Genomic DNA, 12,297 nt, shown 5'->3' with positions numbered 1-12,297 from the left:
CTTCGCATAGAGGGCAGCTAGTCCAGGCAGGGCACCGCATGCCAACTGGTCCTGGACCTGCTGTTCGGTCCAACCGGAAGAAGCAAGGGAGTTGAGTACCGCGAGACGGGCTTCCGAGGGGGACTGGTAGCTGCCGTGGTGGGAGAACCCGTTGATTCCGATGTCCCTGGCAATGGGACCGGTTTGAAGCTGAAGCGGCGGAGCCGATGGCAAACGGGTAACAGGGGCAGGGGTTGAGCTTGGAAGTCGGGACGAACTCCATTCCTCGATCTGGGGGCGCAGATCGGCTACAAGCCGGTTTACCGTTTCGCGCGGATTGCGCACGGAAAGAATTCGAAGCGCATCATCAAAAGGAGTAACCAGGCGCTGGGAACCCCCGAGCTTATGAACGGATCCGGGAACCCGGATGCAGCCATGGCGTGCGGCACGATGAGGGGAAGGATCGAGTGAGGGAAACCTGGTCTTCAGGCCCTCGACAAAAGCCCGAGCCTCATCGCAGGGCATCCGATGACGCAGCGGGATATAGAAGTGGCGCCCTCCGGACGGAGACACATCCTCGACATATGAAACACCGAAATCAGACAGCCACGTGCGGATGCCGGCTGCGTCCCGCTGAGCCTGGTTCTGGCCCAGCTTCATATCTATATCGAGACATAAGGTCTGGGCTGTCCCGTCCGGGCCGTAAATCATCACGGCCGCCGGCTGCCCGGGGCGCAACTCCCGCAACCTGCGTTCATTACGGGGGACATACTGCTGATGGGCATCGGCAAACCGATACCAGGGGCGTCCCGCGATCAGCGGGGCCAGGGCAGCCCAAACTTTTCCGCTATCGACGTCCGAAGACGCGCGGGCAGGCATACTCGACTTTGAAATGGTGTCCATGTACTCTGGACGCGTACCTTTCATTTAGGCATGGCAAAGGCCTTGGATGAAGATCGGGAACCAGTTGGCGCTGGTTCCCAAGGAACCTCTGAACAGGGATTTGGCGATCGGTTGTTCAGAAGAAACTACATACTTGAATGAAGTGGGTTGCTTGGCGGCGGCCCACTCTTTCTTTAACCGGTCATCAGGGACCTTTCATTTAGGGAAAGTTCTTCCTGGCGTTGCTCTTCCGGGTCCCACCACGTGGGCAAGCCCCGGCCATCGAGCTCGAGATTCTTCTCGATTTTCTCCACGAACTCGCCCAAGGAAATCCCCATCCGCTGGGCGATGTCCTGAAGGTTCCTTTTGGCCTGCGGATCTACATGGGCGAGCAGTTGGACAGTATTGACGGCTGTGCCACGCGGGCGGCGTCGTAGTCTCGTTGCGCTCATGAACCGAACCTAGCAATATCAATAGCCTTGTGGGTTCCGACACGCCGTTTAAGACAACATGTGTCACACCAGCATCAACACCGGTGCCAGCCTGACAGCAATTCTTCCGGCAAACAGGCCTACTCCCTGTGTGAAGCGAACAAACGCAGCTCAGGTGCAATCCCGGAAAGATGCGCCCGGTGTGTAGGGCACTGCATGAAGGCGGCCGACGATGTGCCGGCTGCCAAGGCACAAAGGCCCTCGAAGCGCATAACCGTCGTCGGCGGGAAAACAGGAAAATCCGCAAAGACGTCCTCGCATGGGCGGGGGAACAGCAGCTGCCAGTCGAGGTGCTCGAGTCACTTCAAAGGAAGCCGGCAGACAAGCTCAAGGCCATGGCCCGAGAACTGGGGGCACCGTCCGGCATGCTCCAAGGCAGCCGGAACACCGCGAACAAGGCCCTTCGGCAAGAGCCGGAGAATAAGAAGGGCCCTTTGTGGCGCTCCTCCGATCGGTGGGTGACGCCCCAACTGCAAGAATGCATCAACAACGTTCTGAAGCTGCAGGGCGGCCACCCGGATGAGCGGGAACTACTCGAATCCATCCCAAGAAAATCCGTTCCCGTGGTGGCGGGCGTGAATACCACCAACTGCGTATCGTTCGGTTTCGAGGGGCTGAAAGGATTCCACAAGCCTTTCGGGGGCGTCGACCAGAACTGTGCCCGCGCCTACGGGCAGTCGGATCGGGTGCAGCCAATTCACGAATTCGCCGCCTGGCACATGGCTAGGAATCTGGGAGAACGGTGGGAAAAGCTGGTTCCACCCTGCGTTCTGCGGGAGATCGACGGGCAGATGGGATCCATCTCCTACGGGGTCCCGGGCTGGGAAGGCTACAAGAAACGTGCCTCCGACGGCCTGAAAGACGACGCGGCATTCTTTGATGCACTGATTGGCCAGCAGGACCGCCACCGCGGCAACTACCTGGGCGGCCACGACACACTGCACCTCATCGACCACGGATTCTCCTTCGCTCGTCCCGGGGATGTCCGGAACGTCAACCACTTCCTGGCCGAACGAATCGACAGCAGACGTCACCTGCTGAAAGACCATGAGAAGGCGGCACTGCGCAAGCTGCTGGATTCCCCCGATTCCTTTGGCCTGAATGGGGTGCTGGAACCGGAGCGTATCGAAGCCATGCGTAGGAGAGCCCAGAGAATGCTCGAAACAGGGACTCTTCTCAGGTTCGGGGATTATTGATATTGTTTATTCAAAATAAACAAATTCGACCGGGGAAAAGGAGGTGCGGCGGTGATCAAGGTTGAGTTTCAAGTACCTGACGACGCATTAGCAACCTGGGAAACCAGGGCAGTACTTATCGTCCACGACGACAATTCCATCGAAATCACAGGTGATCCCGAGATCATCGACACAACGCCGGCAGCTCCTGACGCAGACAACCCACGCGAGTGGATCCGATTCGAAGATAACCCCTACAAGTGGGCCAAGGCGGCCAAGCTGATATTCCGCTCGCCGTACCTGGTGCCAGTGATTACCGAATCGCAAGACCCTGGGAGCGTGGAGCCAGCATAGAAGCCCATTGGGATGGGGTGATTCCCGGCCGGAGGCCTTGTCGGTGAAGACCCGGTCGAGTGTTTGGCCTTCGAGCTGGCGCTGTTCGTTCTGGTCCAGGTGCTGGCCGGCACGTATCCGATCCGCTGACCCGCCATTCTGCCCTCCAACCCCTAGATTGTCAGGTTGAAATCCAAGAGTTTCTCGAGAGTGTGTCAAGAAACAGGATTTTGAACTCTATCTGACGCCTTTCAGATGCTGTTCTGACGTCAGGTTGGGGCGTGCTCCAGGGCCACGAAAGACGCTCGAAGTCCGCCGGATTTGGAAGCGCCGGAATTCAGATTCGCTAGCCCTTTGCCGTGTGGTGGTCGTTAGGGCAGGGGTTTGTTTCGGAGGTGTTGGCGCAGGCCGGGGATGGCGAAGTCGACTTTGCCGTGTCCGGCCGGTTCGATGAGTCCGGCCGCCAGGAGTCGGGCGCGGTAGTTGGCGACGAGGTTGGTTTTGGCGCCGATGCGGCGTCCGATGTCGCCGGCGGTCGAGGGGCCGTCGTCCTGGGCCATGGCGTGCAGGAATTCCATGTCCTTGGGGGAGGCTGCGGCCAGGGCTGCTTCGATGACGGTGCGGGCGTTGCGCCTGCTGGCTGCTTCGATGGCCCTGTCGGCCGCGTTGGGGGTGAGGGTTCCGTGGTTGTTTTCGGCTTCGCGCCACAGGAAGTATCCGACCAGCTGGATGAGGAAGGGGTATCCGCCGGTGGCCTCCGCCGCGCGGCGGATGAGGTCTGGAGCGACGGTGAAGCCTGCTGCGGTGAATGTTGCGGTGAAGGAGGTTTCCACGTCGCGGACGGCTGCGGCGTGCAGGTCGATCTTGTCGGCGCGGCGAAGGAAGGTCGCTACCCCTTCGTTGAGCAGGTCCGACACGGCGGCCGGTAGTCCGGCGAAGACCAGGCCGATGGGAAGCCGGTCCTGGATGAAGTGCTGGACGCTGGCGGCCAGCTGAGCCAGTTCAGCGCGGTCGGCGGCATGGATTTCATCGACGGTGATGACCAGTCCGGTGTTCCGGGCGGCCAGCAGCCGGAGCAGTTCTTCGCCGATGGTCCGCCAGGCGACCTGCCGCTCGGGCGGCAGCTGGGTGGTGATACTGAAACCGGCGGCGGCGATGGCGGTGATGCGCCGGAGCTGCGGGCCGTCGCCGAGTTCCTCGGCGAGACGGCGCATGGATTCGCCGATCCGGCCCAGGAATCCTTCGGTGGCTGTTTCGGCGATCACGGCCCAGCCGTGCTCCCGGGCCAGGTCATGGGCCGCCCCGAGCATGACGGTCTTGCCGATGCCCCGGGCGCCGGTGAAGATGGTCAGCAGCCCCGGCGCCCCCGAACCGAGGCTGAGCCCGTAATCGAACTCGTCGAGCAGACCCGAGCGTCCGATGATCTCCGGGGGTGTAGCACCGGCTGAGGGCCGGAACGGATTTTCCATGGACAGCATCCTACTGTGAGTAGCTGTGAGTTTTGTGAGTTTGGGGCTTCTTGTGAGTTTATGAGCCACAAAGCCCCTTTATCCGGCAGAAGCTAGCTAGTGCCGGCGGGGGACTTTGCCTGGTTTGACCGACTTTGACTGGCTGCAGATCAGCTCTGAAGCCTGGCCTGAGGCGGACCTGCAAGTTCGGGTGCGGATTCCTGTCGTTGCAGCGGCTCTAGATAAGCCGAAGACTGCTGCTACGTCTTTGGCAAATTGCCGGTGCACTTGAATTGGCGGAGGTTCGGGGAGGGACATCGGCTATTGTTGCTCTGCCCATATCAGCAACGAGGAGGATGATTCCCGAAGATGGCCACTGATTACGACGCGCCGAAGCAGAATGAGGACGAGGGCCGCAGCGAATCGCTGGAGGCCCTCCGCAGCCGCCGGGCAGAAGCGCAGACCGCTGTCATCGACGTAGACGAGAACGACACCGTCGATGGTGTGGACCTGCCGGGTGCCGATCTGTCCGGTGAGGAACTGGTGGTCAAGGTTATTCCCATCCAACAGGACGAGTTCACCTGCGGCTCCTGCTTCCTGGTCCATCACCGCTCCCAAAAGGCCCGGGAGCAAAACGGGCTGGCCTACTGCGCTGAGTGCGAAGGCTGAGCGACCGTAGCGCACCTGGCCAAGCGGTGGGCCGGTGGCACACCGCCGCTATCAGTCCTCGACGGCATTTGGCCCCTGGCGCACGCAAACGCTGACGCTCCGAGTCGAATGGTGTTCGCAACCATTTCCCGCCTAAGCTGACAATCTACTTCGTATACCGGTGGGGTCTGCCGGTTCGCCGCCTTTGACTCTATTCGGAAGGCAGAGGCATGCCTTCGGTGCCACACGAAGATTTCGGTGGTTTGAACGTGCGTTCTCCCTCGACAGTTTTGTTATTGTTGAATCAACAAAATTGGTGAGCGGGAGGAAGCCGGCGCATGCGACCAACACCCTGGGGCGGGCTCCGCAACGTCCCCACCATCTGGGTCGACTACACCACCGGCCGCGGCGTGGCCTCCAACGGCCAGACCATACGCCCCAAAATCGGCGAGCGCCGGAAGAATCCGAATTTGCAGGACATGTTGGATACGGCTGCTGATGCGGGTGCTGAGCGGATTATGTTTACGGGGCGGGTGCCGTTGGCGGATCAGGGGCAGCGGCATTGGTTGTTGGTGCAGACTCCGGGGTGGAAGCCGATTGGTCATTGGTTGGGGATGCCGGTGACGGGTCGGTTTGAGCGTGTTGCGACGGGGCAGCGGGTTGAGGTGCGTACTGCGGCGGAGTGGTTTGGGAATGTTCCGTTGGTCCCGGAGCAGGCGCGGCAGGCCTGGGATGCGACGGCGTTTATGGTGTCGGAGGCGTTTGAGGGGGCGCCGCTGGCGTTGACGCCGGCGGCGACGGGGACGAATTTGTGGGCGTTGTCGTTGCCGAAGAATCTGGATCCGGAGCCTCTTTCGGATGATATTGCCGAGGAGATTCATCGCACTTCGGGTCAGCATCATTTGGAGCATTTGGTGGCGGGTCCTTCGTTTTCGGCGCATGAGGATTGCATCCCGTTGGTGGATCCGGTGGTCACTCCGAAGTTGGAGACGTTTGCGTATACGGATGGCCGGTTCATGTATGCGTCGCTGTGTCGGGAGTTGGGGGTGGGGCCGGGGGTGCGGTTGAACCGTCAGGACACCATGGACCTGCTGACCGCTGATCCGTATGCGAGGGCGCGGGTGCTGATCCGCTTCCGGGTCCCCGATAGCTGGGACCATGTGGGGATTTTCGGGGTGCAGCATCAGCGGCTGGACCAGGGCTGGTATTACCCGAACCGGCCCGGCGCTGTGGGGGAGACGTGGGCTGATACCGCGGAGATCCATGTGGCCCGCAAGTACGGGTGGATGATCGACCCGATTGAGTCGGTGGTCTTCAATAAGTACATGCCTTCCCGGCGGGGGGATAAGCCGGTCGCTGCCCGGCCGCTGGATACCTTTGCCGCGCGGATTATTAAGGCCAGGGACTGGGTGACCAATGATGAGGAAATGCCGCCGATTATCCGCGCTGCCGTCAGCGCCGCGCTGCGGGCGATCGTTATCCAGTCCATTGGCGCCTTCGCCTCCCGGGGACGGGGACGTACCGTCGTAGCCTGGGACCCCAAAGATGTCCCGCCCGAGTATCTGTCCAGCATGCGGCGCCAGGGCAAGGCCTTCATCTACAAGGAATCCAGCGCTCTGTCCGGCCGGGCCAAGGCGTTCTACCGTCCCGAACTGGCCGCCCAGGTCTGGGCTCGGGGGCGGGCGAAAGTCCTCTCCGCCCCCATGGCCAACAACCACACCGGCGGTGCGCTCGCCGTGCCGGCCCGGACGCTGATCGGTATTAACGGTGACGCCATTTATACGACCGAGGTTCCGCGCTGGGCGCTGCCGGTGGAGCAGGGCGGGGGAGATGACGGGAAAACCGGCCGGCTGCGCCTGCAGGGTGTGCTGCAGGGGCCGGTGAAAACCCCGGTGACCAAGGACGAACGCGACCGGCTCCGCGAAAGGGCAGTCCGTGCCGGCATCGACGCGGCCTTCTTCGAGACCGAATTCCTGACACCGGAGGACTAAGACCCATGACTGCCGCAGTTAGGACGGGGACGTACCATGCCTGAACGTCCCAACCCGGACGAGCTTTCTCCGGCCGAACTCGTCCAGCACATCCGCTCCATCTACGGCTACACCTGGACTGAACTGGGCCAACAGTTGGGCCGAAGCGAAAAGATGCTCCGCAAAGTCGCCACCGGCCAAACCAGCGGCGAAGCCTACCGGCGCTCGCTGACCGAGCTGTACAGCACCGGTACGGTCACCCACCTGACTCCCCGGCGTCGGGCGAAGGACGGGCACATTGTGCCGGTGCGTGCCAAGGCCGGAGCCAGGGAGAAGGTCACGGTGCCCAAGGACACCACCGGCACCTATGAACCCAGGCCCAGGCGTGGTGCCTTCACCTCGACGACGACCGCGTTCCCGGAAGGGGGGCGGCAGCATGTGATCGAGATGCCAAAAACGAAGGTAGCCAAGGGGCGTTCCGCCGGCATCAACGAACTGATGAACAAGATCCGCAACGTCGCCAAGAGCCAGGCCCGCCGGGACAAACGGGTCAAGCTCAATGTCGTCTTCGACACCGGCGACGGCCGGGGGCGCGTCATGGATATTGGCTCCAAGGCCGGTTACCTGGCCTCCGACATCCTGGCCGACGTGCGGGACCTGCACGGCGGGGACATGACCAGCTGGATCCTCTCCCAGTCCGGAGAACGCTACGCCGACCTGGACCCGACCAAAGCCCCGGTCGTGAAGGTGACCATGACGGTCTTCAATGCAGTCCGGCCCAAGGAAGAGCGCAAGGAAATGGACGAAGCGGGCACCCGGCGCCGGAACCGGCCCGCCCCGGCACCCAAAGGCAGCCGCAGGGCACGAGGACGCAAACGATGAACGTCACGGAACAAAAACTGCTCGACATCATCGCCCGCCACCGCGGTTACGACTCCTTCACGACCGTCTCCGACGACACGGTCCGCGAGGACATCGAGTCCCTGGCCCGAAAGATCCACGCCGCAGGTCTTGGGCCCCGCAGCATCAGGGGACTGATCAACTCCGAAGGAGTCGCCGCCAAGATGGGCGTCACCGTCCCGTCCTCCCGTACCGAGCGGTCCCGGATGAAGGACTTCCCCGAACCTGTCATCGACGAAAAACTCTGGGACGAGAAGGAAGTGAGCACCTACCTGCGCGAGCGGGCCACCAAACGCATCGGCATGCGCGGCCGCCCACCCAAGAAGGGCCTGACCTGACGAGGCCTGACCTGACGGTGGTATGTCCCCGGGCACCCCGGTGTTCTGGGGTTTGCGGGTGTCCTATGCTCGGACCTGAACTTACGTTGGTAAGGAAACGACAGTGAGCAATGACCCGCAGCAAGCCCCGGACGAGCAGCTGATCAGCCTTGCCTTCTCCCTGACCTCCACCCCCGGCTCCTACGCGGTCATCCTCGGCCCCGGCGCCTCCGCCGCTGCTGGGGTTCCGTCGGCCTGGGGTGTCCTGCAGGACCTCCTGGCTCGGCTGGCCACGATCAAGGGCGCGAACCCGCGAACCGATGACGAGCGCCTCGCCTGGTACACCGCAACCTACGGACAGGACCCAACCTGGGAACGCCTCCTCGAACACCTGGCACCGACCCAACACGCCCGCCAGGCAATCCTCCGCAGCTACTTCGAACCGACACCCGCCGAGGAGGAAGACGGACACAAGCAGCCCACCAAAGCCCACGAAGCCCTCGCCCGCCTCGTCGAAGCCGGCGCCGTCAACATCATCATCACCCTCAACTTCGACAACCTCATGGAAACAGCCCTGCGAGCCCGGGGCATCCATCCGGTCGTGGCCCATGACCAGGCAGACCTGGCGGGACTGGGACCGCTGCATCCGATCCGGGCTCTGGTGGTGCATCTGCACGGGGACTACCTCGTCCCCTCCGAGATGCTCAATCCGGTCGCGGAGCCGGGGGCGTATTCCGCTGTGGCGGAAGCGTTCCTGGACCGGATCGTACAGGAGTACGGGCTGGTGCTGGTGGGGTGGCCGGCCACCTACGACCCCGGGCTGCGGGCGGCGCTGGCCCGCAGCTTCCGACGGATCTATGTGCCCTACTGGATCGAATCCGGGCCTTTCACCGATGAGGCCCGGGAGCTGGGTGCGCATCTGGGGGCGACACAGGTTCAGGCCACTGCCGACGAGGCACTGGGGGTTCTGCACGATGCGTATCGGGCGCTCGCGGAGCGGGCGGCGGCCAGGGACCCGCTGAGCGTGCCGGTCGCCATGGCGACCGCGAAGCGTGAGCTCGCCGGCCGGTACACTGCGATTCCCCTGCATGATCTGCTCAAGCGGGAATCGGACCGCCTTCACCAACACCCGGACCTGCTCCAGAGCTACACCGGAACCGAATCCCCCGACGGCGGCTATCGGGCCATGGCCGATCGGCTCGAGGAAGCCTCCACCGTCATGGCCGCACTGGTGGCTGCATCCGCCTACTGGGGGAGCACGGATACGGACCGGTGGTGGAGCAGTGAGATCGAAGCCCTGCTGCCGGCCCCGCACGCCGACGGGAACACAGCCGTTTTGGAGCTGCACAACCTGGCAGCCCTCCAGCTCTTCTATGCGGCCGGCATCGCGGCAACAGCCGCTGGCCGTCACGAGACCCTGCGCATGCTCTTCACCCTGGAAGCAGAAGCACCCGGCACAGGACACGGGCCGGCAGTACAGGTTCTTGACCCTGTCCGGCTGCACCAGAATGTACCGTCAGCGAGCGCCCGGGTATTTCACCGGCTCCGGCCCGTGCTGGTCGAGCACTTGAGCATCGGCGCGAGAATGTATGAGGAGAGCTGGCAGAGGTTCGAGCTCCTGCGCAACCTGGCCGCAGCCGCAGCCAACGAGCACGCCCCCAGCAAACTTGCCACGATTGCTCAGAGGCGGCACAAGTACGAGCAGGCGCAGGAAGACTTCCAGGCAGCCGGGCACACGAACGACGCCGGCCGCCGCGACGAGGCGCAGGAGAAGAAGGCCCATGCCTGGGCCAATTATGATCGGGCCCGTGGCCGCTATGCCGAGCTGATTCCGTTCAGCACACCGCACCTGAAAGTCCGTCTCAACGCCGAAACAAACCGGTATGAATCCGCTGTGGTGCACCGGCTCATCCGGGAAATCACCGGAGCCGGCGATACCCACCCCCTGCTGAGCAGCGGCGTCCTGGCCGGTCCCCACGAAGCCGTGATCGAGACGCTGCACGCCGCGAACATCGCCCTGCACCGCGCCGCTGAGTCGGCGGGCCCGACTTCTGGGGAGGAATTCTGGATCGACGAGACCTGAGCACCGCCGGACGGTACGTCCCCGGCTCGGCCGGATCAGGGGTGCCTTCGGGATCATGATCATCGCTGGCGGGCCGCTGCTTCTGCTCTCCTGCGATGCCCTCGGCGCCCGCGCCTGAACCGGTGCTGCGGTGGATCTGTTGGGGGCGCAGCATCCAGGACGGCAGAGATGCAGTCACACGTGCGGCAGGGGGCAGGGGATTGCTGAAGGTTTTTGGTGCTGAATCCGGCCATAGCCGTGCCCTCAGCAATCCCTGCCGGGGGCTTGTGCTGGAGCCGGTGGATGAGACCTAGGCTGAGAGCAGGTCGTTCAGGTAACGGTTGAGGGAAACGCCCTGTTCCTGGGCTGCGATGGCCAGGCGGCGGTGCTTTTCCGGGGTGACCCGGACCTTCAGGTTGCCGCTGTAGGTGCGTTCGGCAAAGGGAAGGGGAACCTCTTCTCCTTTGGCGCGCATGTCTTCAACTACTTCGCGTAAGAGTTTTTCGAGTCCGCGCAGTGCTTCCTCTTTGTTCTCATCCAGCCAGGAGAGGGAGGGAAACTCGGATACGGTGGCCACGTACTCCTGGTCCTCGCGCGACCAGGTCACCGAGTACCGGTAGTGAGCGACCAGTGAGACGTTAGGATCTGCCATGGCCCGTCTCCTTCAGTTTGTCGATTGCCTGTATGACTTGCCTGACTTGGTACGGCTTGGCCTTGCCGCCCTTGTTCTGGATGTTGATCTGGGGATCTCCCTGCCAGGGTGTTTTGAAGACGGCGTGGCATCCGCCTTGTTCCGTGCGGGGTTCCCCGAAGTAGTGTGTGCACAACCGGTAGAGATCATTGAAGCGCAGGTTCTGGGGTGAGTTCCGTGCCTGCTCTTCAACTTTCTCCACCGACGCCACACCACCATGGTTCCACTAATGGAACCATTCCGTCAATCACGAGCGCTTCCCCAACACGGCTGCTTCGCGGGCTGTTCCGCTGAAAGCGGCTTTTATGCCGCCCCCACCGCCCCGGAACCGCCGAACCCGGCCCCGAGGGAAGAACTCCGCCCCAACCCCTCAACCCCCGGGGTGGTTCGGCCTGCGCCCGCCAGCGGCGGGCCGGTGCTGCGGCCGGCCACCGGGGGCTGGCCGGCCTTGCTAGTGTCCTGCCTGACGGCGGATCCTGCGGGTGTATTCGGTGCTGACCCCTGCCAGCTTCGCCAAGTCGGCAACGCTGAGCTTTCCTTCGGCGTGGACGGTGAGGATGAGTTGGTTGAGCCGGCCGGTCAGTGCCGCGTGTTCGGTTTCCCGGTCCTGGTGGTCCAGTGCTGTTTGGCGGAGCTCGGCGAGGATGTCGGCGGGGGAAGCCGACGGAGGCTCGACCGGCTCCGGGCCGCGGATGAGATACAGCCGCTGACGGGAGATGCCGGCTGCTTTGGCCAGATCGGTGGCGGTGATGCCCAGGGCGAGACCGCTGGTGATGAGGCCGGCCCTATGCCCGCGCAGGCGTGCCAGCTGCTCGTTGACCTGCCGGAGGTTCTCGGCGGTGACCTGCAGCTGGGCTTGGGCATCGGTGGCCATGGGAATCCTTTTGACGGGGTACGGTCTCGATTTTCTTTCTAGCAGGAAGGGGGACATACCGCCTCCCCTCAGGGAAGCGGCAGCCGGCCCCTTGTCGCCCGGGGTGGCGGTCAGGGACGGGATTAAGGCTCTTCCGACCGGGCGAGGGTCGGGGAGGGTGCCGGCGGGCCGTCTCCGCGCTCGGCGTCCGTGGTTTTGAGCAGGTCGTGGGCGATGGCGTAGTGGGTGGTGGCCATGGCGGCGAAGTGAGCGTTGGCGGCCATCATGTGCCGTATGGAGGCTGTCGATGCGGTGCCGGGGGTGGTATGTCCCGGTGCGAGGTGGCGGTAGGCGGGGGATGAGGCGGCCCAGACGGCAACGGTGTCCGGGTCGATGTCTATGTCGGCTTCGGTTGTTCTGGTCCAGCGGATCCGCTGCCGCATTGGCCTGCCCTCCTTTCCTCTGCCGGTGCGGCGGGGCTATTCGGTGCGCTGGTACTCCTGTATGGAGGGGTAGCTGGCCTTCAGCGGGAAGCCGTTGTCGCTGGT

Annotated in this window: 13 protein-coding genes and 2 pseudogenes; 8 read left to right on the top strand and 7 right to left on the bottom strand. The window is 63.3% G+C overall.

The genetic code is table 11. The annotated features are described in order from the left end of the window. Together AC5RW2_RS37995 and AC5RW2_RS37990 are read right to left on the bottom strand one after the other, a co-directional pair. Positions 1-882: pseudogene (locus tag AC5RW2_RS37995) on the bottom strand (hypothetical protein); the annotation flags it as partial. A gap of 173 nt (positions 883-1,055) precedes the next feature. Beyond that, positions 1,056-1,313 carry a hypothetical protein gene (locus AC5RW2_RS37990; RefSeq protein WP_494032062.1) on the bottom strand — a complete coding sequence of 86 codons (258 nt, stop codon included), beginning with the start codon at positions 1,311-1,313 and terminating at the stop codon, positions 1,056-1,058. A 374-nt stretch (positions 1,314-1,687) separates the two neighbouring features. Between AC5RW2_RS37990 and AC5RW2_RS37985 the strand changes: the two genes are divergently transcribed. Both AC5RW2_RS37985 and AC5RW2_RS37980 read left to right on the top strand, forming a co-directional pair. Then, entirely contained in the window at positions 1,688-2,548 is an 861-nt protein-coding gene (locus tag AC5RW2_RS37985; RefSeq protein WP_494032063.1) for a hypothetical protein, read from the top strand. A gap of 51 nt (positions 2,549-2,599) precedes the next feature. Beyond that, entirely contained in the window at positions 2,600-2,881 is a 282-nt protein-coding gene (locus AC5RW2_RS37980; protein ID WP_494032074.1) for a hypothetical protein, read from the top strand. A gap of 9 nt (positions 2,882-2,890) precedes the next feature. On the opposite strand, the pseudogene AC5RW2_RS37975 reads toward AC5RW2_RS37980, so the two are convergent. After that, positions 2,891-3,018: pseudogene (locus tag AC5RW2_RS37975) on the bottom strand (recombinase family protein); the annotation flags it as partial. 213 nt (positions 3,019-3,231) lie between these two features. Next, positions 3,232-4,329: an ATP-binding protein gene (locus tag AC5RW2_RS37970; RefSeq protein ID WP_494032064.1), complete on the bottom strand. Its 1,098-nt coding sequence runs from the start codon at positions 4,327-4,329 to the stop codon at positions 3,232-3,234. 348 nt (positions 4,330-4,677) lie between these two features. On the opposite strand from AC5RW2_RS37970, the gene AC5RW2_RS37965 reads away from it, so the two are divergent. The 5 genes from AC5RW2_RS37965 to AC5RW2_RS37945 all read left to right on the top strand — a co-directional run bounded on the left by AC5RW2_RS37965 (position 4,678) and on the right by AC5RW2_RS37945 (position 10,226). After that, positions 4,678-4,977 (top strand): DUF4193 domain-containing protein, encoded by a 300-nt coding sequence (locus AC5RW2_RS37965; protein ID WP_494032065.1) that lies wholly within the window; start codon positions 4,678-4,680, stop codon positions 4,975-4,977. Between the two features lie 317 nt (positions 4,978-5,294). After that, complete coding sequence (locus tag AC5RW2_RS37960; protein ID WP_494075150.1) at positions 5,295-6,947, top strand: hypothetical protein; 1,653 nt, start codon at positions 5,295-5,297, stop codon at positions 6,945-6,947. Positions 6,948-6,983: 36 nt separating this feature from the next. Continuing rightward, on the top strand, positions 6,984-7,808 hold the full coding sequence (locus AC5RW2_RS37955) for a hypothetical protein (RefSeq protein ID WP_494032067.1): 825 nt from the start codon (positions 6,984-6,986) through the stop codon (positions 7,806-7,808). Further along, positions 7,805-8,164, top strand: a complete 360-nt coding sequence (locus AC5RW2_RS37950; protein ID WP_494032068.1) for a hypothetical protein — start codon at positions 7,805-7,807, stop codon at positions 8,162-8,164. The genes AC5RW2_RS37955 and AC5RW2_RS37950 overlap by 4 nt, the downstream gene beginning before the upstream one ends. Before the next feature lie 103 nt (positions 8,165-8,267). After that, complete coding sequence (locus tag AC5RW2_RS37945) at positions 8,268-10,226, top strand: SIR2 family protein (RefSeq protein WP_494032069.1); 1,959 nt, start codon at positions 8,268-8,270, stop codon at positions 10,224-10,226. A 289-nt stretch (positions 10,227-10,515) separates the two neighbouring features. Here AC5RW2_RS37945 and AC5RW2_RS37940 read toward each other — a convergent pair whose 3' ends face one another. Continuing rightward, a complete protein-coding gene (locus AC5RW2_RS37940) occupies positions 10,516-10,857 on the bottom strand; it encodes a type II toxin-antitoxin system HicB family antitoxin (protein ID WP_494032070.1) in 342 nt (113 codons plus the stop codon). Between AC5RW2_RS37940 and AC5RW2_RS37935 the strand changes: the two genes are divergently transcribed. Continuing rightward, a complete protein-coding gene (locus AC5RW2_RS37935; protein WP_494032071.1) occupies positions 10,856-11,068 on the top strand; it encodes a hypothetical protein in 213 nt (70 codons plus the stop codon). The two genes, AC5RW2_RS37940 and AC5RW2_RS37935, sit on opposite strands and share 2 nt — an antisense overlap. Before the next feature lie 279 nt (positions 11,069-11,347). On the opposite strand, the gene AC5RW2_RS37930 is transcribed toward AC5RW2_RS37935, so the two are convergent. Both AC5RW2_RS37930 and AC5RW2_RS37925 read right to left on the bottom strand, forming a co-directional pair. Next, positions 11,348-11,770 (bottom strand): hypothetical protein, encoded by a 423-nt coding sequence (locus tag AC5RW2_RS37930; protein WP_494032072.1) that lies wholly within the window; start codon positions 11,768-11,770, stop codon positions 11,348-11,350. Between the two features lie 122 nt (positions 11,771-11,892). Then, positions 11,893-12,192, bottom strand: a complete 300-nt coding sequence (locus tag AC5RW2_RS37925; RefSeq protein WP_494032073.1) for a hypothetical protein — start codon at positions 12,190-12,192, stop codon at positions 11,893-11,895. Positions 12,193-12,297 lie beyond the last annotated feature (105 nt).

This window comes from Arthrobacter sp. B0316-1-20 (assembly GCF_059091865.1).
The sequence above is the reverse complement of the archived record's forward strand: the minus strand, read 5'-3'. Positions and strand labels throughout refer to the sequence as shown.